Annotated in this window: 19 protein-coding genes; 13 read left to right on the plus strand and 6 right to left on the minus strand. The window is 73.9% G+C overall.

Annotation, left to right across the window (positions count from 1 at the left end; all coding sequences use genetic code 11):
- The first annotated feature begins 9 nt into the window (after positions 1 to 9).
- The 9 genes from IEZ03_RS34605 (at position 10) to IEZ03_RS34645 (ending at position 8,764) form a co-directional block, all read left to right on the plus strand.
- The gene (locus tag IEZ03_RS34605) at positions 10 to 1,113 is read left to right on the plus strand and encodes a phosphotransferase enzyme family protein (protein ID WP_229808764.1); all 1,104 of its coding nucleotides are present in this window, start codon (positions 10 to 12) and stop codon (positions 1,111 to 1,113) included.
- Between the two features lie 98 nt (positions 1,114 to 1,211).
- Positions 1,212 to 2,087: an NAD(P)-dependent oxidoreductase gene (locus tag IEZ03_RS34610; RefSeq protein ID WP_184885314.1), complete on the plus strand. Its 876-nt coding sequence runs from the start codon at positions 1,212 to 1,214 to the stop codon at positions 2,085 to 2,087.
- A 92-nt stretch (positions 2,088 to 2,179) separates the two neighbouring features.
- Positions 2,180 to 3,034, plus strand: coding sequence for a hypothetical protein (locus IEZ03_RS34615; protein ID WP_184885316.1), 855 nt, complete (start codon positions 2,180 to 2,182; stop codon positions 3,032 to 3,034).
- On the plus strand, positions 3,031 to 4,125 hold the full coding sequence (locus IEZ03_RS34620) for a hypothetical protein (RefSeq protein ID WP_184885318.1): 1,095 nt from the start codon (positions 3,031 to 3,033) through the stop codon (positions 4,123 to 4,125). Before IEZ03_RS34615 ends, IEZ03_RS34620 begins: the two co-directional genes overlap by 4 nt.
- A gap of 30 nt (positions 4,126 to 4,155) precedes the next feature.
- Positions 4,156 to 5,628 carry a hypothetical protein gene (locus IEZ03_RS34625; RefSeq protein WP_184885320.1) on the plus strand — a complete coding sequence of 491 codons (1,473 nt, stop codon included), beginning with the start codon at positions 4,156 to 4,158 and terminating at the stop codon, positions 5,626 to 5,628.
- Entirely contained in the window at positions 5,625 to 6,989 is a 1,365-nt protein-coding gene (locus tag IEZ03_RS34630) for an AAA family ATPase (RefSeq protein WP_229808765.1), read from the plus strand. Before IEZ03_RS34625 ends, IEZ03_RS34630 begins: the two co-directional genes overlap by 4 nt.
- Positions 6,990 to 7,093: 104 nt before the next feature.
- Complete coding sequence (locus IEZ03_RS34635) at positions 7,094 to 7,609, plus strand: hypothetical protein (protein WP_132046129.1); 516 nt, start codon at positions 7,094 to 7,096, stop codon at positions 7,607 to 7,609.
- A gap of 107 nt (positions 7,610 to 7,716) precedes the next feature.
- A complete protein-coding gene (locus IEZ03_RS34640; RefSeq protein WP_184885323.1) occupies positions 7,717 to 8,406 on the plus strand; it encodes a hypothetical protein in 690 nt (229 codons plus the stop codon).
- A gap of 142 nt (positions 8,407 to 8,548) precedes the next feature.
- Complete coding sequence (locus IEZ03_RS34645; protein ID WP_184885325.1) at positions 8,549 to 8,764, plus strand: hypothetical protein; 216 nt, start codon at positions 8,549 to 8,551, stop codon at positions 8,762 to 8,764.
- A gap of 7 nt (positions 8,765 to 8,771) precedes the next feature.
- Here the strand turns inward: IEZ03_RS34645 and IEZ03_RS34650 are convergent, their stop codons facing one another.
- The 5 genes from IEZ03_RS34650 to IEZ03_RS34670 form a co-directional block, all read right to left on the minus strand.
- The gene (locus IEZ03_RS34650) at positions 8,772 to 10,205 is read right to left on the minus strand and encodes a coiled-coil domain-containing protein (RefSeq protein ID WP_229808766.1); all 1,434 of its coding nucleotides are present in this window, start codon (positions 10,203 to 10,205) and stop codon (positions 8,772 to 8,774) included.
- Between the two features lie 109 nt (positions 10,206 to 10,314).
- Positions 10,315 to 11,268 carry a prolyl aminopeptidase gene (gene pip / locus IEZ03_RS34655; protein ID WP_221481444.1) on the minus strand — a complete coding sequence of 318 codons (954 nt, stop codon included), beginning with the start codon at positions 11,266 to 11,268 and terminating at the stop codon, positions 10,315 to 10,317.
- 49 nt (positions 11,269 to 11,317) lie between these two features.
- Positions 11,318 to 15,286 (minus strand): ATP-dependent RNA helicase HrpA, encoded by a 3,969-nt coding sequence (hrpA, locus tag IEZ03_RS34660; RefSeq protein WP_184885329.1) that lies wholly within the window; start codon positions 15,284 to 15,286, stop codon positions 11,318 to 11,320.
- Between the two features lie 157 nt (positions 15,287 to 15,443).
- Entirely contained in the window at positions 15,444 to 16,352 is a 909-nt protein-coding gene (locus IEZ03_RS34665) for an SDR family oxidoreductase (protein ID WP_184885331.1), read from the minus strand.
- A complete protein-coding gene (locus IEZ03_RS34670) occupies positions 16,349 to 17,134 on the minus strand; it encodes an SDR family oxidoreductase (protein ID WP_184885333.1) in 786 nt (261 codons plus the stop codon). Before IEZ03_RS34670 ends, IEZ03_RS34665 begins: the two co-directional genes overlap by 4 nt.
- A 66-nt stretch (positions 17,135 to 17,200) precedes the next feature.
- On the opposite strand from IEZ03_RS34670, the gene IEZ03_RS34675 reads away from it, so the two are divergent.
- The 4 genes from IEZ03_RS34675 to IEZ03_RS34690 are packed head-to-tail and all read left to right on the plus strand — an operon-like array spanning position 17,201 to position 20,647.
- Positions 17,201 to 17,947, plus strand: a complete 747-nt coding sequence (locus tag IEZ03_RS34675; RefSeq protein WP_184885335.1) for an enoyl-CoA hydratase family protein — start codon at positions 17,201 to 17,203, stop codon at positions 17,945 to 17,947.
- Entirely contained in the window at positions 17,944 to 18,822 is an 879-nt protein-coding gene (locus IEZ03_RS34680) for a CoA transferase subunit A (protein ID WP_184885337.1), read from the plus strand. Before IEZ03_RS34675 ends, IEZ03_RS34680 begins: the two co-directional genes overlap by 4 nt.
- Complete coding sequence (locus IEZ03_RS34685) at positions 18,819 to 19,559, plus strand: CoA-transferase subunit beta (protein WP_184885338.1); 741 nt, start codon at positions 18,819 to 18,821, stop codon at positions 19,557 to 19,559. The genes IEZ03_RS34680 and IEZ03_RS34685 overlap by 4 nt, the downstream gene beginning before the upstream one ends.
- Positions 19,556 to 20,647, plus strand: a complete 1,092-nt coding sequence (locus IEZ03_RS34690; protein ID WP_184885346.1) for an NAD(P)H-dependent flavin oxidoreductase — start codon at positions 19,556 to 19,558, stop codon at positions 20,645 to 20,647. Before IEZ03_RS34685 ends, IEZ03_RS34690 begins: the two co-directional genes overlap by 4 nt.
- Here IEZ03_RS34690 and IEZ03_RS34695 read toward each other — a convergent pair.
- Entirely contained in the window at positions 20,613 to 21,794 is a 1,182-nt protein-coding gene (locus tag IEZ03_RS34695; RefSeq protein WP_184885348.1) for an acyl-CoA dehydrogenase family protein, read from the minus strand. The two genes, IEZ03_RS34690 and IEZ03_RS34695, sit on opposite strands and share 35 nt — an antisense overlap.
- Positions 21,795 to 21,869 lie beyond the last annotated feature (75 nt).

Here is a 21,869-nt window from a genome sequence, read left to right on the forward strand (position 1 = left end):
GGTGCCGAGGTGCCGACGTCACAGAGTGCCGACACCCCCGGGGCCGAAGCCCCGCGGGCCGACACCGGAGCCGTGCCGCCGCGGCTGCTGAAGCGCTGGGAGGTCGGCGCGCCGGCGGGCACGGGCCAGGTGGCCGCCGGGCCCGGCCGCCGGTGCTGGCGCGTCGACACGGCGGACGGCGCGTTCTTCCTCAGGGAGTACACCGAGCCCGACCGGCGCCGCATGCGGTTCCAGCACGCCGTGACCACCGCGCTCGACGAGGCCGGCCTTCCGGTGCTCGCTCCGGTACCGGCGCGCGGCGGGCGGACGCTGGTCACCGCCGGCGGGCGCGGCTACGTCCTGTACCCGTGGGTGGGCGGCCGCGGGCGCGGCGGGCTGGAGCTGACGTTCGGCCAGTGCGAGGCCGTCGGTGAGCTGCTCGGGAGGCTGCACGCGGCGCTCGACGGGCTGACGCCGCCGGTCCAGCAGAGCCTGCTGGTGCCGACGCCGCGCGCCGCGGACGCGGCCGCAGCCGTCGACGCCATGCTCGGCGACGTCCCCGGCGACGGCGGGACCGACTTCGACGCGCTGACGGCCCGCCGGCTGCGGGAGCGGCGGGAGCTGCTCACCGAGTTCGCCGGCCACCAGCCGCCCGAGATCGAGGTGACGACGGTCGGGCACCTGCACGGCTCGTTCGACTCCGCGCACCTGCGGTACGGCGGGTCGGGCAACGTCACCGCCGTCCTCGGCTGGGACGGGCTGACGACCGGCCCGGTCGCCGGTGAGGTCGTGCGGGCGGCGGCGCGGCTGTTCGCGTGCGGGGACGAGCGCGGGCTCGACCTCGACCGCGTCCAGGCGTTCGTGCGGGGGCACCGCTCGGCGTTCCCGCTGGACGCCGGGCAGATCCAGTCGGCCGTGCACCGCGAATGGTGGGAGCGGCTCTGCGACGTCGCGCCGCTGCGCCACCGGTACCTGGGCGAGGACGGTGCCGGCGAGGACGAAGCGGGCGAGCGTGGTTCCGCCGCCTTGGTGACCTGGTGGTCGGCGCAGCTGGACCGCACCCTGGACGCGTTCGCGGCGCCCTACACCGACGTGTACGCCGACACGCCGGGCGACAGCCCCGCCTTCGGCTGATCCCGCAGGGCCTGCCCGCCGCCGGGTAGGAAGGACATCGCCGTCGCCCCGTGGCGGACGGCGCATACAAGGCAGTTGAAACTCGGAGGAGTGGAAGCATGACAGCGGTCGCGATGCTCGGTACCGGGATCATGGGCGCGGCGATGGCCCGCACCCTGCTCAGGGACGGTCATCAGGTCACGGTGTGGAACCGCACCCGGTCACGCGCGGAGCCGCTCGCGGCCAACGGCGCGACCGTGGCCGGCTCCCCCGCCGAGGCCGTCGCGGACGCCGAGGTGGTCATCACCATCCTGGACGGCGCCGACACGGCCATGTCGGTCATGAAGGAGGCGGCACCGTCGCTGCGGCGGGGCCAGGTCTGGGCGCAGATGGGCACGGTCGGCGTCGAGTCCGTGCCGTCGCTCGCCGCCTTCGCCGCCGAGCAGGGGCTCATGTTCGTGGACGCGCCCGTCCAGGGGACGAAGCAGCCCGCCGAGCAGGGGAAGCTCCTGGTCCTCGCGGCCGGCCCGCAGGACGCCCGGAGCATCCTCGATCCGGTGTTCGGCAGCGTCGGCGCGAAGACGCTCTGGCTGGCCGAGGACGGCGCGGGCGGCGCGGGCACCCGCCTCAAGCTCGCCGCGGTGAGCTATGCGATCTCGCTGACCTCCGTCGTCGCCGAGTCGGTCGCGCTCGCCGAGGGCCTCGGCCTCGACCCCGCGCTGCTCGGCGAGGTCTTCACCGGCGGGCCGCTCGACAACGCCTACCTCCAGGCCAAGATGAAGGCCATCCTCGCGGGCGACTTCGAGCCGAGCTTCGCCGTCCGCAACGCGGAGAAGAACACCCGGCTGATCCACGATGCCGCCGAGGCCGCCGGGATCCGGATGGACGTCAACGACGCCGCGGGCGAGCGGTTCCGCCGCGCCATCGAGCAGGGGCACGGGGACGAGGACATGGCCGCCACCTACCGTGCGAGCTTCCCGCCCGGCCGGGGGTGACGACACGGGGAGCACCCCGTTGAACTCGGACGAAGAGCCACAAAGACTGGAAAACACGGGAACTGTCTGGAAGCTCCGGTACTGTCTGCCGCATGTTCCGGTCCCCCGGCGTCCCGACCCCCGACGAGCTGGAGACGCGCATCAGCGAGCTGCGCGCCGCCGTCCGGCGGGCCGTGGCGGCGGGCGACCGCTCGAACGCGAGGGAACTGCGCGCCGAACTGCGCAGGGCGGAACAGGCATGGGACGACGCCGTCCTCGGCGAAGGCGGCGCGGACGCCGGCGCGGGCGACCGCGCGGACCGGGACCGCGACGGTGGTCCGCGCGGGCTGCTGCCCGTCCGGGAGCAGGTGCACCAGGCGCTGACGCTGCTCGGCGCTCCGGCCGCGCCCAAGCTGATCGGGTCGGTGTACGCGGCGTTCTTCCCCGGCGGCGTCCCGGCGAGCCGGCTCACCAGCCTGCGCCGCGACGAGGAGCGCTCGTTCCGCACCGCGCCCTACGCGCGCCCCTACTACCTGTGCGCCGCGCTGACCGCCGATCTGCTCGCTCCGGCGCGCGGGCTGCTCACCGTGAGCACCTGGCCGCTGGAGCAGCGGATCGTCGGCCCGCTGAGCCCGCGCACCGACTTCCTGACGTCCGCCGTCCGGCTGGCCGAGCACGCGGGCCGGGGGACGCCGTCCCCCGGCGCGCAGCGGCTGCTGTGGCGTTTCGCGTCCAACATTCCCGGCGCGGTCACCGGTACGGTCGGTACCGTCGATCCGGCCGTGCTCGCCGAGGCCGCCCGGGCCGAGCTGGAGGTGCACCGCGAGCCGGACCGGCGGCGGCGCGCGTCCGCCGCCGGGCGCGCGCGGGCGCAGCTCGACGACGCGGAACTGCTGTTCGGCAGCCGCCTGCGGGCCCTGCGGGACGCCGGGCGGCGCCCCGCCGGCAATGGAGAGACGGAGCGATGACCGAGACCGCACCCGACCTGGACGGGCTGCGCGGCGCCGCCGCCCCGCGCAACCACGACGCCCGGACGATCGCCGCGCTGACGTCCAACCCGGGATGCGCCCGCCGCGGCGTGATGGACGCCGCCGGGGTCGACAAGGACCTGGTGGCGCGGGAGCTGGGCTTCCCCGCCCCGTTCGGCCAGTCGCAGTTCGCGATCACGCGCGGGAACGCGTTCGAGGCGCAGGTGAAGGCCGACGGGTGCGCGGAGCTGCTGACGCTGCTGCGCGAGCGGCTCGGCCTGGACGTCCCCGAGGTCGCCTACGACGACCTGGAGGTCGTCGCGGGCAACGAGGGCCGGGAGCTGCGCCACTCGCGGACGCGGCGGCTGGTCGCCCGCGCGCTGGAGACGGGCGAGGGCACGCTGTTCGACCACCCGCTGCTGCGGCTGGAGATCGCCGGGCGGTTCGCCTACCTGGAGCCGGACGTCATCGCCTTCCAGCTCGCGGGCCGGCTGCACGTCATCGAGATCAAGTCGTTCGCGGTCGTGGACGGGCAGGCCGAGCCCGAGCAGGTCGCGGCGGCGGCGCGGCAGTCGGCGGTGTACGTGCTGGCGCTGCGGCGGATGGTGGCCGAGCTGGGCCACGACCCCGGGCGGGTGTCGCACGAGGTGTTCCTCGTCTGCCCGGAGAACTTCTCCAACCGCCCGACGGCGACGCCGCTGGACGTGCGGCCGCAGCTCGCCGTCCTGGAACGGCAGCTCGCGCGCCTCACCCGCATCGACGACATCCTGGCGGAGCTGCCCGGCGACCTGACGTTCGAGCCCGGGGAGCGGCTCGCCGAGTCGGTCCGCGCGGTCGAGGCCCGGTACGCGCCCGAGTGCATGTCGGGCTGCGAGATGGCGTTCTTCTGCAGGGACGAGGCGCGCGCGTGCGGGTCGACCGGGGCGCTCGGCCGGTCCGTCCGCGACGACCTCGGCGGCGTCGACACGATCGGTACGGCGCTGGCGCTGGCGGACGGCTCGCTCGCCCCGTCCGACGACCTGGCGGAGACGGCCGAGCAGCTGCGCACCGCGGCCCGCCTCCGCGCCGAAGCCCTGGAAGGGGTCGCGTGATGCCTCGATGAGGCGCGCAGGGGGGCCGGCATGAGCGCGCTGTCCTCGCTCGCGCGGCTGGAGGCCGCGGCCGCGGGTGTCGCGCGGCCGCTCGCGACGGTGCGGCACTGCCATGTGGCGGAGGCGCCGCTGGTGCTGGTGCCGCTGCGGCTGGCCGGGGAGGCGGCGGCGCCGCTGGCGGTGCTGGCCGGGAGCGCGCCGGACGATCCGGCGCTGCTGGTGGTGCCGCAGCCGCGCAACCGGGATCTGCGGTTCGCGTTCGCGGCCGACCTCGCCAAGCTGGTGCTGAACCATATCGAGACGAGCCGCGGCGAAGTGGAGGAGCTGCCGCCCGGCAAGGAGGGCGAGGAGCGGATCCGCTACGGGGACGCGCCGCAGCTGCTGGTGCCGAACCGGGGCGGCGTGGCGTTCCTGCGGATGCTGGGGCGGTCGACGCGGTTCCGCAGCACGGAGGGCCCGTACGCGGTGGACCCGGCGGTGCCGGTGCTCGGCCGGTGGCTGACGTGGTTCGCCGACCGGTACGACCATCCCGGCTCGTCGCTGCTGGGCGCCATGACCGAGCTGCTGCGGCTGCACTGGGCGACCGGGCAGAGCTCGCTGGAGGACGGCAACCTCGCCGCGCTGATGGGCTGGATCGACCCGCCCGACGGGCTCGACGGCCCCGCCGCGGCGGCGCGCGCGGAGGACCCGGTCGCGTGGCCGCCCGCGGGCCCGGCGACCGACCCGACGTTCGACAACGAGGTCCTCGCCCCGGCGATCGCCGCCTACGACGCTTCGGGCGGCGGCGCGCGCGCCGAGGCGCGGCTGCGGGCCGCGCTCGCCGGTCAGCTCACCCCCACGTGGGACCTGATGTGGCGGGCCGTCGAGGTGCTGCGCGGGCTGCCGGAGGGCGCGAGCGTGCCGAAGCGGTGGGAGCGCGACCGGGACGCGTTCACCTACTACCACCAGACGTTCGGGGAGGCGTACCCGCAGGCGCGCCGCGACTCGCCGGTCCGGGCGGCGCGGCGGCTGCACGACCTCGAACGGGCCCAGGACGCCTACGACGCGCAGCGGGCGTTCGACGACCCCCTCGTCATGGCCGAGCACCGGCTCGCGGGCCAGGCGTTCGGCGGCGTCGTCACCGAGTGCGACCCGGCGCGGCTGGACGAGACGGGCAAGCGGCCCAAGCTCCGCCCGCACCTGCGGGTCGCGACGGCCGACCCGGTGCGCCTGGACGCCGGGACGACCGTGTGCAGCGCGGCGCGGCCGGCGCTGAAGGGCCGGATCGTGGAGATCGGCGGCGGCGCCGTGCTGCTGGAGCTGACCGGCGGGATGGGCCGCAAGCTCACGCCCGAGCCGGGCGTCGTCCCCGAGGCCGGCGACCGGGTGTGCTTCACGTCGCTGACGGACGGCTCGTTCGGCATGGCGAAGTTCCCCGACCGGGAGGAGACGCCGTGGACGCACGGCGGGCCGCCCGAGGAGTACGTGCCGACCCACGAGGACGCCGAAGAGGAATGGTCGTGACCGAACACGCGGGCCCCCGCCTGGTGCGGGTGACGGCGGACGATCCGGAGCCCCCCTCCGCAGACCCCGGGGAGGCCGCGGCGCGGGTGGTCGACGCCGTCCTGGCCGATCTCGCCGGCGGGCACCGCGGCGTGGTCGTGGACTCCCCGCCGGGCGCCGGGAAGTCCACGCTGGTCGTCCGCGCCGCCGCGCACCTGGTCGAGGCGGGCGAGCGGCTCATGATCGTGGCGCAGACCAACGAGCAGGTCGACGACCTGATCGAACGCATCGCGGGCAACTATCCGGACGTGCCGCTCGGCCGCCTGTCGGCGTCGGGGTACGTGCCGTCCGAGCGCGTGCTGGCGCACCCGGCGGTGCGGGTCGCGCAGAAGGCCGACGACCTCGCCGAGCACCCCGTCGTGATCGCGACCGCGGCGAAATGGGCGACGCTCTCGGACGGGTCGTGGCCGTGGGCGATCGTGGACGAGGCGTACCAGATGCGCTCCGACATGCTGCTGCGCATCGCCGGCCGGTTCGAGCGGGCGCTCTTCGTGGGCGACCCCGGCCAGCTCGACCCGTTCTCCACCGTCGAGGTGGAGCGCTGGGCGGGCCTCGCGTGGGATCCGATGCGCAGCGCCGTGTCGGTCCTGCTGGCGCACAACCCGGACCTGCCCGTCCACCGGCTTCCGGTGTCGTGGCGGCTGCCCGCGTCGGCCGCCCCGGTGGTGTCGGAGGCGTTCTACCCCTTCACCGGGTTCCGCGCCGGGACGGAGCCGGGCGACCGGCGGCTGGAGTTCGGCACCCGCGGCATGGGCACCACCTACGACCGGGCCCTCGAAGAGGCCGCGGCGACCGGGTGGAGCCTCTACGAGCTGCCCGCCCGGCACACGCTGCGCACCGACGCCGAGGCCGTCCGCGCGACGGCGGCGCTGGCCGTCCGGGCGCTCCAGCGCGGGCCCGTCGCCCACTCCGAACACGGCTCGCACCCCGCCGGCGCGGGCAGGATCGCGATCGGCGCGGCCCACCGGGACCAGGTCGCCGCGATCCGCGCCGCCCTCGGCCCGCACGGCGACGGCATCACGGTCGACACCGCCAACCGGCTCCAGGGCCGCGAGTACGACATGACCATCGTCCTGCATCCGCTTTCGGGGCGCCGCGACGCCACCGCGTTCCACCTGGAGTCGGGGCGCCTCTGCGTCCTGACGTCCAGGCACAGGCACGCGTGCGTCGTCGTGGCGCGGGCGGGGATCCCCGAACTGCTAGACGCGCACCCCTCGGCCGAACCGGTCCATCTCGGCGTCCCGGTCAAGTTCCCGGACGGCTGGGAGGCCAACCAGTCCGTCCTCGCCCACCTGGCCCGCCACCGCGTCCCGGCGGGCTGACGGGCAAGAAGGATCTTCGTTGCGGCGGAGATCGCACGGCCGGGTACGACGGAGGCCACCGGACGGATACTGTGAGAGCCGGTGCCTCAGCGATAGGGAGGGACATGGAGGACATCGGCTTCATGTGCGCTCGCTGCGGCGGCGAGGTGCACGACGTCACGCACAACCGCGAGGGTTCGCTCGACGGCGTGGGCTACCGCCACAACCGGCGGGTGGAGCCGTGGGACCACGAGCTGGAACTCGCCGTCGGCGAACCCGCCCCGCGGGACCCGGGCTGCGACTTCTGCGGCGCGGACGGGCCGAGCTGGCTCTACTACCCCACGCTCGACCCCGAGGACACCGACATGTTCGAGGTCGAGCTCGACACCACGCACCTGTCGGACGACGACACCGCCGTGGCCGTCCTCAACATGCTCTACCCGTGGTACGCCTGCGACACGTGCTCCGTCCTCGTCGCCGACCGCAACATCGACGTCCTCATCGACCGGGCCCTCGACCGCACCCCCGTCCCCGAGGGCGGTCCCGTCGACGAGGAGACCGTCCGCGCGCGCCTCATGGGCTCCCTGTCGGTGTTCTTCACCACCCGTCCCGGCCGCCCGCAGCCGTCGCGGGCCGTATAGTTCTCCCTCCACTGCTTCACGCGGGGGTGGCACGGGGGGATGTCGGGGCGGTTCATTAGGATCGTGCCGTTTGTTCGGGGCGCGGGTTTTGCACGGGGGGAACGCAAGTGATCATTGACGGGCGGTTCCACGGGCCGGACGGTTCGGGGAACGGCGGATACGTTGCGGGGCGCCTCGCGGGGAGGGTGCCGTTCGACACGGTGACGGTGACGCTCCGGCAGCCGCCGCCGCTGGACACCGAGCTGGCCGTCACGGTCGACGACGAGCGCGGGCACAGCGCGCGGCTCTGGCACGGGGACCGGCTGATCGCCGAGGCGCTCGCCGGGGCGATCGTGGTCCCGCCGATCGCGCCCGTCCCGTTCGAGCGGGCCGTGGAGGCCGCGGAGAAGTACCGGGCGGCGGAGTACCACCCGTTCCCCGGCTGCTTCGTGTGCGGGCCGGAGCGGGAACCGGGCGACGGGCTGCGGCTGGAGCCGGGGCCGGTCGCCGAGGGCACGGTCGCGGCGCCGTGGGTGCCGGAGCGGGTGCCCGAGCGGGAGCTGGTCTGGGCCGCGCTGGACTGCCCCGGCGGCTGGTCGTTCGACGTCGCGGAGCGTCCAGCCGTCCTCGGCACGATGACCGGGCAGGTGATGGACGTGCCCGAGGCCGGGGAGGAATGCGTCGTGCTGGGGTTCGCGCGCAGCCGCGAGGGCCGCAAGATGCACGCCGCGACGGCCCTGTACGGGGCGGACGGGCGCCTGCTCGGCCGCGCCGAGCAGATCTGGATCGAGATCGACCCGGAGCGGTTCGGCGGCTGACCGGCGGCCGGCCGGCACCTGGCGAGGAGCCGTCCGGGCAGGCCGGTTCCGCATGGATTCCAGGGAATGTGTCGCCCGACACGGACGCGGCAGCCGGATCCGCTGTTCAATCTGAGCTTCCGCGAAAACGGAGGCGGGTCTGATGAGCGGAAACATGCTGCTTCTACTCGGCGTCGCGGCCCTGGCGATCTACATGGGCGTGCACTGGGAGCGCGCCCGGCGCGCCGTGTCCGACCTGCGGCTCAGCCGCCAGCGGATCACCGGCCTGCGGCAGGTCGTGGCGCGCGAGCGCGGGCACGTCGCGATGATCTGGGGAGCGGCGGCGCTGGCGCTGTTCCTGGCGATCAGATACGGCTGAGCACCGGTCAGGGCCCGGTGAACAGGGGGTCCTCCCGGTCGGCGCCGTTCACCCGTCCCTGGGGCTGCCGCGGGGGGTTCACCGGGACGGGCGCCCCCAGCGGGGACCCGTTCGGCGCCGGCGCCCCGCTCGGCACGGGACCGCCGGCCGGGGGCGGGCCTGGCGGCATGCCCGCCGCGTACGGGTGGCCCGCCGGGGGTGCCGGGGTGCCGCCGCCGGCCATCCGGCCTCCCGGCGGGACGGCGGTGGACGACAGCGTGCTGTGCGTGAACTGGTCGATCTGCCGGCGGGCGCGGTCGGCCTCGGCGCGGGCGGCGTCGCGCTCCTCGGCGAGGGCGGTGAGCGCGGCCTGCTGCTCGGCCACCGACTGCGCGAGCTGCCGCAGCTGGACCGCCTGGTCGTTGACCTTGGCGGTGAGCTCGTCCCGCTCCGCGGTCGCGGCCTTGGCCTGCGCCTGGGCGGCGTCGCGCTCCTTGGCGGCCTCCTCGGCGCGCGCCCGGGCGCGGACGACCTCCGCCTCGGCCTCGGACTGGGCGCGCTGCGCGGCGGTGCGCTCGGCCTCGGCCTTGCTCGCGGCCTGCATGGCGCGCTGCCGCTGCGCCTCGGTGTCGCGCATGGCGTTGCGGAGGTCCTCGGCGCCCTGCTTGGCGACGGCGGCCTCGACGCGCTGGGACTCGGCGGCGCCCTCGGCCTCGGACAGCCTGGCGTGCAGCGCGACGAGCTCGGCGCGGGCGTTCTCCAGCGCGGCGAGCAGCTCGGTCTCGCGGGCCGCGACGCGGTCGCGCTCGCTCTCGGCGGCCAGCTTCGCGGTCATCGACTGCTGCGCGATCTGGTGCGCCTCCTCCCACGCCTGCTGCGCCGCGTCGCGCTTGGCGGTGGCGACCTTGGCCTCCTCGCGCAGGCGCGCGGCCTGCTCCTCGGCCGCACCGGCGCGCTGCCGCGCCGCGGACGCCTCCTGCCACGCCTCCTCGGCGCGGCGCTGCGACGCGTCGCGCTCGCTCTGCGCGACGGCGAGCTCGCGGGCGGCCTCGGCGCGCACCTCGGCGACGCGCCGCTCGACGCCGGCGACGCTCAGCTCGGACGTCAGCGAGTCCGCGAGCAGGTCGGCGGCCTTCTCCAGCCGCTCGACCATCTCCCACGCCGAGGCGACCTGCCCGGTGAGGCCCGGCGCGTCCCGGCCGCGCTCCCGGCGGTCGCGCGCCTCGCTCGCGCAGGCGCCGTCGTTGTCCTGGCAGTAGCGCACGGCGCGGACGGCGCCCACGGGCTGCGGGACGGGCCTCCCGCAGTTGGCGCACGGCCACACCGTGACCGGGTCGCCCACCCGGGCCACCGCCGTCTCGGCGGACCCCCCGTTCCCCGAGCCTCCGGAGACCGCGCCCCCCTGGGGAGCCGCGGCCAGCCCCTCGCGGCCGCTATTGTCGCGCTCTTCGCTCTTAGGCATGGAATGAACCTTACGACCTGATCCGAGTTGCTGCAGTGACTTGGGTGGTACATGTGGGGGCGACCACGCGGTACCCGGCCCGGGGCGGCAGGTCGCCGCGGCCGTGCCGTCACCGCCCGGCGAAGCGGTCGGTGGCTTCGATGAGCCGGTCGCGAATACCGGGTTCGGCGGCGCCGTGCCCGGCGTCCTCGACGATGTGGAAGTCCGCCTCGGGCCACGCCTGGTGCAGGTCCCACGCCTGGTCCGGTGGTGTCTTCATGTCGTAGCGGCCGTTCACGATCACCGCGGGGATGTGCCGGATGCGGTCGACGCCCGCGAGGAGGCCCTCGTCCGGGAGGAAGCCGCCGGCCGCGATGTAGTGGTGCGTGATGCGGGCGAACGCCACGACGAGGGTCTCGTCCAGGTCCGGCGGCGGGACGGGCAGGAGGGTGTTCGCGGTGAGTTCCCAGCCCACCCACGCCCTCGCCGCCGGGACGTGGACGGCCGGATCCGGGTCGCCGATGCGGCGGCCGTACGCGGCGAGCAGGTCGTCCCGCTCCGCGGGCGGGATCGCGTCCCGGAAGGCCGCCCACTCAGCGGGGAACAGATGCGCCGCGCCGGCCGGGGTGAACGCCCACGCCTCGTCGGACGGGCGGACGAGGTAGACGCCGCGGAGCACCATCTCCGACACGCGGCCGGGATGCGCCTGCGCGTAGGCGAGCGCGAGGGTGCTGCCCCAGCTTCCGCCGAACACGAGCCACCGGTCGATGGACAGGTGCTCGCGCAGCTTCTCCATGTCCGCCACCAGATGCGGCGTGGTGTTGTGCTCCAGCGGCACCCTCGGGTCACCCGCGTGCGGGAGGCTCCGGCCGCAGTTGCGCTGGTCGAACAGCACGATCCGGTAGGCGGACGGGTCGAAGAACCGGCGGTGGTCGGGCAGCAGGCCCCCGCCGGGGCCGCCGTGCAGGAACACCGCCGGCTTGCCGTCCGGGTCGCCGCAGAGCTCCCAGTGGATCCGGTTCCCGCCGCCGACGTCGAGCAGCCCCGAGTCGTACGGCTCGACCGGCGGGTAGAAGTCTCTCAATTCCATGATCCCATTCGTATCCGGGAATCGGTGCCGCCGCACCCCCGGGTCAGAGCTGGGCCATGGCCTTGCGGATGCGCTTGTCGGAGACCGGGAAGCGCGTACCGAGCTGCTGGGCGAAGAGGCTGACCCGCAGTTCCTCCAGCATCCAGCGGATCTGCCGGGCGGGCTCCTCGTCCCGGCGGGCCGGGTGCAGGCGGCGAAGCGCCTGCTCGTACTCCTGCGCCAGGACGCCGACCTGCTGCGCGAGCATCCGGTCGCGCCCGGGGTTCTCGGGGAGCTTGTCGAGCCTGATCTGCAGGGCGCGCAGGTAACGGGGCAGATCGGGCAGCCGTCCCCATCCGGTCGCCGTGACGAACCCCGGATGGATGAGCGCGGTGAGGGCGCCGCGGATGTCGGTCAGCGCCGGGACGAGGGTCAGGCTCGTCGTGCCGCGCAGCCGGCGGTCGACCTCGTGCGCCTCGGCCAGGATGCGCTCGACCAGGCCGACGATCTGCGCGGTCGCGTCGTGCAGGTCGGCGCGGACCCGGTCGTACAGTGCGCGGAAGGCGTCCCCGTCCCACGCGGGCCCGCCGGCCTCGGCGATGAGCCGGTCGGCCGCGGCGGTGACGCAGTCGTCGAAGAGGGCCGCGACGGAGCCGTGCGGGTTGTGGCTGAGGGCGAGCTTGCCCTTGTTGGTGAGGCTGCCCTGGATGAGCTTCACCGGTGACGGCGCGTTCAGCAGGATCAGCCTCCGCGTGCCGAGCCACATCGCGCGGCGCTGCTCCGCCTCGGTCTCGTACATCCGGACGGCGACGCTGTCGCCCTCGTCGGTCAGCGCGGGGTACGCCTTGACGTCGTAGCCCGCCTGGCTGCGCTCGTAGGTGCGGGGCAGCTCGCCGATGGTCCAGTCGGTGAGGCCGGACCGCTCGACGGTGGACGCCGCCTTCGACAGCGTTCCCCGCACCTTGCCCGCGAGGCGGCGTTTCAGCTCGTCCAGGTCGGTGCTCTCGCCGAGGGTGCGGCCGCGCCCGCCGGGAGCGTCGTCCACGACGCGGAACGTGATGCGCAGGTGGGCGGGGAGCCGGGACGTGTCCCACGCCTCCCGCGCGACGGGCACGCTCGTCATCGCGGTCAGCTCGCGTTCGAGGGCGTCCAGGAGCGGCTCGGTGCGCGGGGCGACGCGGTCGAGGATCTTGCGGGCGTAGTCGGGCGCCGGGACGAAGTTGACGCGCAGCTGCTTGGGCAGCGACCGGATCAGCTCGGTGACCAGCTCGGCGCGCAGCCCCGGGACCTGCCAGTCGAAGCCGTCCGGTCGGACCTGGTTCAGCACCTGGACGGGGATGTGCGCCGTCACGCCGTCGGCGTCGGCGCCCGGCTCGAACTGGTAGGTCAGCCGCAGGCGCAGCGGCCCCTGCTTCCACACGTCCGGGTAGTCGGCCTCGCTGACGTCGCCCGCGGCCTCGTTCACGAGCATCGACTTCTCGAAGCCGAGCAGGTCGGGGTCCGAGTGGCGGGCCTTCTTCCACCAGGCGTCGAAGTGCCGCCCGGACACGACGTCCTCGGGGACGCGCTCGTCGTAGAAGTCGAACAGGGTCTCGTCGTCGACGAGGATGTCGCGGCGCCGGGCGCGGTGCTCCAGCTCCTCGACCTCGTCCAGCAGCGCGCGGTTGTCGTGGAAGAACCGGTGGTGGGTCTCCCAGTCGCCTTCGACGAGGGCGTGCCGGATGAACAGCTCGCGGGACAGCGCGGGGTCGATGCTCCCGTAGTTGACCCGGCGGTCGGCGACGATCGGCACCCCGTAGAGGGTGACCTTCTCGCTCGCCATGACCGCGGCCTGCTTCTTCGACCAGTGCGGCTCGCTGTGGTTGCGCTTCACCAGGTGCTGCGCGAGCGGCTCGATCCACTCCGGCTCGATCCTGGCGTTCACGCGGCCCCAGAGCCGGGACGTCTCCACCAGCTCCGCCGACATCACCCAGCGCGGCGGCTTCTTGAACAGCGACGACCCGGGGAACACGGCGAACTTCGCGCCGCGGGCGCCGAGGTACTCCTGGCCGCGCCGCCGCCCGTCCTTGCGGGCGTCCTTCCTGGCGTCCTTCTTGTCGGTGTCGGCGAGCCCGATGTGCGACAGGAGCCCCGCGAGCAGCGAGATGTGGATGCGGTCGGGCGGGGCGTCGGCCGTGTTGACCGTGACGCCGAGGGACTTGGCGACCTGTTTGAGCTGCCCGTGCAGGTCCTGCCATTCGCGGATGCGCAGGAAGTGCAGGAACTCGTTCTTGCACATGCGGCGGAACGCGCTGCCCGACAGCTCCTTCTGCCGCTCGCGCAGGTAGTTCCACAGGTTCAGGTACGCGAGGAAGTCCGACGTCGGGTCGGCGAACCGGCGGTGCCCCTCGTCGGCGGCCTGCTGGTGCTCGGCGGGGCGTTCCCGCGGGTCCTGGATCGACAGCGCCGCCGCGATGACCAGCACCTCGCGGACGCAGCCGTTCCGGTCGGCCTCCAGCACCATGCGGGCCAGCCGCGGGTCGATGGGCAGCTGGGCGAGGCGGCGGCCGAGCGGGGTGAGGCGCTTGCGCGGGTCCTTCTCGGCCGGGTCGATCGCGCCCAGCTCGTGGAGCAGGTCGACGCCGGCCTTGACGTTGCGGCGGTCCGGCGGCTCCACGAACGGGAACGCGGCGATGTCGCCGAGGCCGAGCGCGGTCATCTGCAGGATGACCGACGCGAGGTTCGTGCGCAGGATCTCCGGGTCGGTGAACTCCGGCCGGGACTCGAAGTCCTCCTCGGAGTAGAGCCGGATGCACACGCCCTCGGCCACGCGCCCGCAGCGTCCCTTGCGCTGGTTCGCCGACGCCTGCGAGACCGGCTCGATCGGGAGCCGCTGCACCTTCAGGCGGTGGCTGTAGCGGGAGATGCGGGCGGTGCCCGGGTCGACGACGTACCTGATGCCCGGGACGGTCAGCGACGTCTCGGCGACGTTCGTGGCGAGGACCACCCGCCGCCCGCCGTGCGGCTGGAACACCCGGTGCTGTTCGGCCGCGGAGAGCCGCGCGTACAGGGGCAGGACGTCGGTGGCGGTCTTCCTGCGGGTGAAGTGCTTGGTCAGCGCGTCGGCGGTGTCGCGGATCTCCCGCTCGCCGCTGAGGAACACCAGCACGTCGCCCGGGCCCTCGCGGCCGAGCTCGTCCACGGCGTCCACGATCGCCTGGATCTGGTCGCGGTCCGGGTCGGCGGACGGGTCGTCCGGGTCGGTGACCGGCCGGTACCGGACCTCCACCGGGTACGTGCGCCCGGACACCTCCACGATCGGCGCTCCGCCGAAGTGCTCGGAGAACCGCTCCGGGTCGATCGTCGCCGAGGTGATGACGACCTTGAGGTCGGGGCGCCTCGGCAGGATCTCCTTGAGGTAGCCGAGCAGGAAGTCGATGTTCAGGCTGCGCTCGTGCGCCTCGTCGATGATGAGCGTGTCGTACTGCCGGAGCAGCCGGTCGGTCTGGATCTCGGCGAGGAGGATGCCGTCCGTCATCAGCTTGACGAGCGTGTCGTCGCTGGAGCGGTCCGTGAAGCGCACCTTGTAGCCGACGGCGTCGCCGAGCTCGGTGCCGAGCTCCTCGGCGATGCGGTCGGCGACGGTGCGGGCGGCCAGCCGGCGCGGCTGCGTGTGCCCGATCGAGCCGAGCACGCCCCGGCCCAGCTCCAGGCAGATCTTGGGGATCTGGGTGGTCTTGCCGGAGCCGGTCTCCCCCGCGACGATCACGACCTGGTGGTCGCGGATCGCGGCGAGGATGTCGTCCTTCTTCCGCGAGACCGGCAGCTGCTCGGGGTAGGTGATCGCGGGTACGGCTAGCCGCCGCCGCTCGACCCGCCGCTCGGCGGCCTCGACGTCGGCGGTGATCTCCGCGGCGACCCGGGCCTGCCGCCCGGCGTCGCGCATCTTCCGCACGCCCTCGACCCGGCGGCGCAGCCGGTGCTGGTCGCGCAGCATCAGCTCCGGCAGGCGCGCGCGCAGATCGGCGAGCGGCGGTGTCACAGGCGTCCCCATAGGCATCGACAAGGATAGGGTCCCAGGCCGTCGGCTCCGCTCACCCCACGAACCCTCGCACCGTAGCCGGAACGCCCCGCGGAGGGCGATCCGTTTTCCGGTGGCACCGGTTAGAACGCCGCTCCCCCGGACGCCATTCCGCCGCCCCGCCCGGCGCTCAGCCCGCGCCGTAGACGGGTTCGGGGGCGGGCGCCTTCGCCAGCAGGTCCTTGACGACGCCGCCGACCTCGGCGGGGTCCCACCGCGCGCCCTTGTCGGCCGCCGGGCCGTGCCGGAAGGCGTCCATCACGCAGATCCTGCCGCCCTCGGCCTCGAAGACCCGGCCGGTCACGTCCCGCGACCCGGCGGAGCCGAGCCACACCACGAGCGGGGAGACGTTCTCCGGTGCCATGGCGTCGAACTCGCCCTCGGCGGGGGCCGCCATCGTCTGCGCGAAGACCTCCTCGGTCATCCGGGTGCGGGCGGCGGGCGCGATCGCGTTGACCGTGACCCCGTACCGGCCGAGTTCGGCGGACGCGACGAGCGTGAGCCCGACGATCCCGGCCTTGGCGGCGGAGTAGTTGCCCTGCCCGACGCTGCCGAGCAGCCCGGCGCCCGAGGACGTGTTGATCACCCGCGCGTCCACCGGGCGGCCGGCCTTGCTCTCGGCGCGCCAGTACCGGCCGGCGTGCTTGAGCGGCAGGAAGTGGCCCTTGAGGTGGACGCGCATGACGGCGTCCCACTCGTCCTCGCCGAGGTTGATCAGCATGCGGTCCCGGAGGAACCCGGCGTTGTTGACGAGCGTGTCCAGCCGCCCGAAGGCGCCGGTCGCCGTCTCGACCAGCGCGGCGGCGCCGGCGTCGGTGGCGATGTCGTCGGTGCTGGCCACGGCCCGCCCGCCGAGCGCCTCGATCTCCCGGACGACGTCCTGCGCGGGCCCCTCCGCGGCGTCGCCGGTGCCGTCCCGCGCGACGCCCAGGTCGTTGACGACGACGAGCGCGCCCTGCCGGGCGAACTCCAGGGCGTGCGCGCGGCCGAGCCCGCGCCCGGCTCCGGTGACGGCGACCACCCGGTCCTTGCAGATCATCGCGACTCCTTCTCGTTCGGGCCCTTGTTCACGGTGGCGGCATCCAGGAAGGCGGGCCGCTCTCCCCCGCCGTGCATCAGCATCTCCGTGCCGGTGACGTAGGCGGCCAGGTCCGAGGCGAGGTACACGCACGCGACGCCGACCTCGTCAGGGGTGCCGAGGCGGCCCAGGGGGACGGTGCGCCCGATCGCCGCGATCCCCTCCTCGTCGCCGTAGTGCAGGTGCGCGGTCTCGGTCCGGACCATGCCGAGGACGAGCGTGTTGACCCGGACGTGCGGCGCCCACTCGACGGCCAGGGACCGCGTGAGGCTGTGCAGGCCGGCCTTGGCGGCGCCGTAGGCGGAGGTACCGGGCGAGGGGCGCACGCCGCTCACGCTGCCGATGTTGACGATCGAGCCGCCGCCCGTCTCCAGCATCCGGGGCTGCAGCACTCTCGACATGATCAGCGCCGAGCCGAGGTTGAGTTCGATGATCTTGAGGTGGGTGCGCAGGGGCCCCTCGGCGAGCGGCAGGAACGGGGCGCCGCCCGCGTTGTTGACCAGCACGTCGACGCGGTCGAGGCCGTCGGCGAACGCCTGCGCGGCGTCCGGGTCGCGGGCGTCGAGCGAGACGAACCGCGCCGTCCGGCCGCCCGCCTCGGGCAGCGACTCCGGCTCGCGCCGCGCGACGGCGACGACGTCGGCGCCCGCCTCCAGGAAGGCGCGCGAGATGCCGGCCCCGACCCCGCGCACGCCACCGGTCACCACGGCGGTCTTGCCGGCCAGATCGAGCGTCAGGGACATCCCCCGCCTCCTCCGTGCGCCTCTGCTACCTTCTGTTCTAACAAATGTTTGGTGGAAAGGTAGCGCATGGGAGTCTCCACCACGACCCTTGACGGGGTCGCCGAGATCGTCGTGGACGCGCCGCCGGTCAACGCGCTGACCGTCGCCGGCTGGTACGAGCTGGCCGACGCGCTGCTCGCGGCCGGCCGCGACCCCGCGGTCGGCGCCGTCGTGCTCCGCGCCGAGGGCCGGGGCTTCAACGCGGGCGTCGACATCAAGGAGATGCAGAGCACCGAGGGCCACGCCGCCCTGGTGGGGGCCAACCGCGGCTGCTACGCGGCGTTCGCCGCCGTCTACGACTGCGAGGTGCCGGTGGTGGCCGCCGTGCACGGCTTCTGCCTCGGCGGCGGGGTCGGCCTCGTGGGCAACGCCGACATCGTGGTCGCCTCCGAGGACGCCTACTTCGGCCTTCCGGAGGTGGACCGGGGCGCGCTCGGCGCCGCCACCCATCTGGCGCGGCTCGTCCCGCAGCACCTGATGCGCGCGATGGTCTACACGTGCCGCAACGTCACGGCCGCCGAGCTGCACCGCCACGGCTCGGTCCTGGAGGTCGTCCCGCCCGGCGAGCTGCGCGGCAAGGCCATGGAGGTCGCCGCGGGCATCGCCGCGAAGGACCGGTACGTCATCCGGCGCGCCAAGGAGTCGCTGAACGGGATAGATCCGATCGACGTCAAGCGCAGCTACCGCTACGAGCAGGGCTTCACGTTCGAGCTGAACCTCATCGGCGCCGGGGACGAGCATCGCGACGCCTTCGTCGCCAGGGGGGCGAAATGAGCAACGGCGGGACGACTTCCAAGGTGCTCTCCCCCGAGGAGGTCGCCGCGTCGCTGGAGAGCGGCATGACCCTCGGGATCGGCGGCTGGGGCTCGCGGCGCAAGCCGATGGCGCTCGTCCGGGCGATCCTCCGCACCCCCGTCACCGACCTCACCGTGGTCTCCTACGGGGGGCCGGACGTGGGCCTGCTGTGCGCGGCGGGCAAGGTGCGGCGCCTGGTCACCGCCTTCGTGACCATGGACTCGGTCCCCCTGGAACCGCACTTCCGCAACGCGCGGCAGACCGGCTCGATCGAGCTGACCGAGTACGACGAGGGCATGTTCATGTTCGGGCTGTACGCGGCGGCGCACCGGCTCCCGTTCCTGCCGACCCCCGCCGGGCTCGGCTCGGACGTGATGCGGGTCAACCCGGAGCTGAAGACGGTCCGGTCGCCGTACGAGGACGGCCGGGAACTCGTCGCCGTCCCGGCCCTGACCATGGACGTGGCGCTCGTCCACATGAACCGCGCCGACTCCCGAGGCAACGCCCAGTACCTCGGCCCCGACCCTTACATGGACGACCTGTTCGCCAAGGCCGCCGACCGGACGTACGTGTCGTGCGAGCGCCTGGTCGACACCGCCGACTTCGCCAAGGAGGGTCCGCTGCAGTCGCTGCTGATCAGCCGGGCGCACGTGGCGGGCGTGGTGGAGACGCCGAACGGGGCGCACTTCACCGACTGCGCGCCCGACTTCGGGCGCGACGAGGCGTTCCAGAAGCTCTACGCGCAATCGGCGGCGGACCCGGACAAGTGGGCCGCGTTCCAGGACCGCTTCCTGTCAGGCGACGAGGCCGCCTACCAGGACGCCGTCCGGGCCTGGCAGGAGGAGTCCCGATGAGCACCCTGACCTCGATCACGCGCGCCGAGGTGTGCGCGGCCGCCTGCGCCGACCTCTTCCGCGGCGACGGCGAGATCGTCGCGGCGGCCGTCGCGGGGTTCGTGCCGATGCTGGGATCGCGGCTGGCGCGGGCGACGTTCGAGCCCGATCTGCTGACCACCGACGGCGGCCCCGCGCTGAGCGCCGAGCCCGTCCCGCTCGGCAGGCCGGCGGCGACGGCGGAGGGCTGGCTGCCGTTCCGCGACCACCTGTGGCTCGTCCTGAACGGGCGGCGCCACGTGGTGATGGGCCCGAGCCAGATCGACGCGCACGGCAACACCAACATCTCGTGCATCGGCGACTGGGAGCGCCCGGCACGGCAGCTCCTCGGCGTGCGCGGCGGCCCCGGCAACACGCTGCTGAACACGACGAGCTACTGGGTGCCGAAGCACTCCACCCGCGTGTTCACCGAGAAGGTCGACATGGTCAGCGGGGTCGGCTGGGACCGGGGCGCCCACGAGATCCGCGCCGTGGTCAGCAACCTCGCGGTGCTCGACTTCGGCACCCCGGACCGGCGGATGCGGCTCCGCTCGGTGCACCCGGGCGTGCGCGTCGAGGACGTGGTGGCCGCCACGGGCTTCGAGCTGGTCGTCCCGGACGAGGTGCCCGAGACGCGGCTCCCGGACGACGAGGAACTGCGGGTCATGCGCGAGGTCCTCGATCCCAAGGGCCTGCGGGAGAGGGAAGTCCCGGCATGAGCGAGCAGGTGCTCGACACGGCGCTGACGCGGCTGACCGGCGTCCGGCACCCGGTCGTCCAGACGGGGATGGGGTGGGTGGCCGGGCCGCGGCTGGTCACCGCCGTCGCGAACGCGGGCGGCCTCGGGATCCTGGCGTCGGCGACGATGACGCTCGACCAGCTCGCCGGCGCGATCCGGGAGGTCAAGGAGCGCACGGACGCGCCGTTCGGCGTCAACCTGCGCGCCGACGCCGGCGACGCGGGCGACCGCATCGACCTCCTGATCAAGGAGGGCGTCACGGTCGCGTCGTTCGCGCTCGCGCCGAAGCGGGAGCTGATCGCCAAGCTGAAGGACGCCGGGCTGGTGGTGATCCCGTCGGTCGGCGCGCGGCGGCACGCGGAGAAGGTCGCGGGCTGGGGCGCCGACGCCGTCCTCGTGCAGGGCGGCGAGGGCGGCGGGCACACCGGCCCGGTCGCGACGACGCTGCTGCTGCCGCAGGTCGTGGACGCGGTGGACATCCCGGTGATCGCCGCCGGCGGCTTCTTCGACGGGCGCGGCCTCGCCGCGGCGCTCGCCTATGGCGCGGCGGGCGTCGCGATGGGCACCCGGTTCCTGCTGACGTCCGACAGCTCGGTCCCGGACGCGGTCAAGCAGGTGTACCTCCGGACCGGCGAGACCGTGGTGACCCGCCAGGTGGACGGCATGCCGCACCGGGTGCTGCGCAGCGAGCTGGTCGACACCCTGGAGGGCTCCGGCCGGATCGGCGGGCTCGTCCGGGCGCTGCGCAACGGCGCCCGGTTCAAGAAGCTGTCCGGCATGTCGTGGCGGGAGATGATCGCCGACGGCAGGGCGATGAAGCACGGCAAGGACCTGTCGTGGTCGCAGGTCCTCATGGCCGCCAACACGCCGATGCTGCTGAAGGCCGCCATGGTGGACGGCCGCCCCGACCTCGGCGTGATGGCGTCCGGCCAGGTCGTCGGCGTCATCGACGACCTGCCGACCTGCGGTGAGCTGATCGGCTCCATCGTGCGGCAGGCAGCGGAGGCGATCGCCGCCCAGCAGGCCGCGCTGGTCAGCTCCCGTCCTCCAGCAGCCGCCGACCGATGATCATCTTCTGGATGTCGGCGGTGCCCTCGCCGATCAGCAGCATCGGCGCCTCGCGGTAGAGGCGCTCGATCTCGTACTCGGTGGAGTAGGCGTAGCCGCCGTGGATGCGGAACGCGTCCTCCACGACCTCCTTGCAGTACTCGCAGGCGAGGTACTTGGCCATGCCCGCCTCCAGGTCGTTGCGCTCGCCGGCGTCCTTGCGGCGCGCCGCCATCACCGTCATCTGGTGCGCCGCCTCGACCTTCGTGCCCATCTCCGCGATGCGGAACAGCACCGCCTGGTGCTCGGCGATCGGCCTGCCGAACGTCTCGCGCTGCCGCGCGTACCCGACGGCCAGCTCGTAGGCGCGCCGCGCGACGCCGCAGGCCCGCGCGGCGACGTTCACGCGGCCGACCTCGACGCCGTCCATCATGTGGTAGAAACCGCGGCCGGGCGTCCCGCCGAGGATCTGCGCGGACGGGATCCGGAAGCCGTCGAAGAGCAGCTCGGTCGTGTCGACGCCCTTGTAGCCCAGCTTCCCGATCTTGCCCGGGACGGTGAGGCCGGGCGCGACCTCGCCGAAACCGGGGGTCTTGTCCACGAGGAAGGTCGTCATGCCGCGGTGGCCGGCGTCCGGGTCGGTCTTGACGAGGGTGGCGACGAGGTTGGCGGACGCGCCGTTCGTCAGCCACATCTTCTGGCCGTCGATGACGTGGTGGTCGCCGTCCGGGACGGCGCGGGTGGTGATGGCCGAGACGTCGGAGCCGCAGCCGGGCTCCGACATCGAGAACGCGCCGCGGATCTCCCCGGCCGCCATCTTCGGCAGGTAGTGCGCCTTCTGCTCCGGGGTCCCGTGCTGGGCGATCATCCAGGCGACGATGAAGTGGGTGTTGATGATGCCGGACACGCTCATCCAGCCGCGGGCCAGTTCCTCGACCACCAGCGCGTAGGTCAGCAGCGACTCGCCGAGGCCGCCGTGCTCCTCGTCGATCATGAGGCCGAACAGGCCGAGGCCCGTCATGCCGTCCACGATCGCCTGCGGGTACTCGTCGGCGCGCTCCAGCTCGGCGGCGACCGGGATGATCTCCTTCTCGGTGAACGCGCGGACGGTCGCGATGATCTCCCGTTGCTCGTCCGACAGCCCGTGCGTCTGCTGCAGCCTGCTCACGTGCGCATTCCTCCCGGCCGAATTCAATTTTTTATACGATATTGGGCGCTGCGGGCGGCCGGAAGAGCGGGTCCG

The organism is Actinomadura livida (assembly GCF_014648675.1).
GTDB lineage: Bacteria > Actinomycetota > Actinomycetes > Streptosporangiales > Streptosporangiaceae > Spirillospora > Spirillospora livida.

Excerpts from the sequence above, each read along its gene's own strand:
- IEZ03_RS34610 (WP_184885314.1), top strand. The coding sequence starts at position 1,212 with ATGACAGCGGTCGCGATGCTCGGTACCGGGATCATGGGCGCGGCGATG.
- IEZ03_RS34615 (WP_184885316.1), top strand. The coding sequence starts at position 2,180 with ATGTTCCGGTCCCCCGGCGTCCCGACCCCCGACGAGCTGGAGACGCGC.
- IEZ03_RS34620 (WP_184885318.1), top strand. The coding sequence starts at position 3,031 with ATGACCGAGACCGCACCCGACCTGGACGGGCTGCGCGGCGCCGCCGCC.
- IEZ03_RS34625 (WP_184885320.1), top strand. The coding sequence starts at position 4,156 with ATGAGCGCGCTGTCCTCGCTCGCGCGGCTGGAGGCCGCGGCCGCGGGT.
- IEZ03_RS34635 (WP_132046129.1), top strand. The coding sequence starts at position 7,094 with ATGGAGGACATCGGCTTCATGTGCGCTCGCTGCGGCGGCGAGGTGCAC.
- IEZ03_RS34645 (WP_184885325.1), top strand. The coding sequence starts at position 8,549 with ATGAGCGGAAACATGCTGCTTCTACTCGGCGTCGCGGCCCTGGCGATC.
- IEZ03_RS34650 (WP_229808766.1), bottom strand. The coding sequence starts at position 10,205 with ATGCCTAAGAGCGAAGAGCGCGACAATAGCGGCCGCGAGGGGCTGGCC.
- hrpA (WP_184885329.1), bottom strand. The coding sequence starts at position 15,286 with ATGGGGACGCCTGTGACACCGCCGCTCGCCGATCTGCGCGCGCGCCTG.
- IEZ03_RS34665 (WP_184885331.1), bottom strand. The coding sequence starts at position 16,352 with ATGATCTGCAAGGACCGGGTGGTCGCCGTCACCGGAGCCGGGCGCGGG.
- IEZ03_RS34670 (WP_184885333.1), bottom strand. The coding sequence starts at position 17,134 with ATGTCCCTGACGCTCGATCTGGCCGGCAAGACCGCCGTGGTGACCGGT.
- IEZ03_RS34675 (WP_184885335.1), top strand. The coding sequence starts at position 17,201 with ATGGGAGTCTCCACCACGACCCTTGACGGGGTCGCCGAGATCGTCGTG.
- IEZ03_RS34680 (WP_184885337.1), top strand. The coding sequence starts at position 17,944 with ATGAGCAACGGCGGGACGACTTCCAAGGTGCTCTCCCCCGAGGAGGTC.
- IEZ03_RS34685 (WP_184885338.1), top strand. The coding sequence starts at position 18,819 with ATGAGCACCCTGACCTCGATCACGCGCGCCGAGGTGTGCGCGGCCGCC.
- IEZ03_RS34690 (WP_184885346.1), top strand. The coding sequence starts at position 19,556 with ATGAGCGAGCAGGTGCTCGACACGGCGCTGACGCGGCTGACCGGCGTC.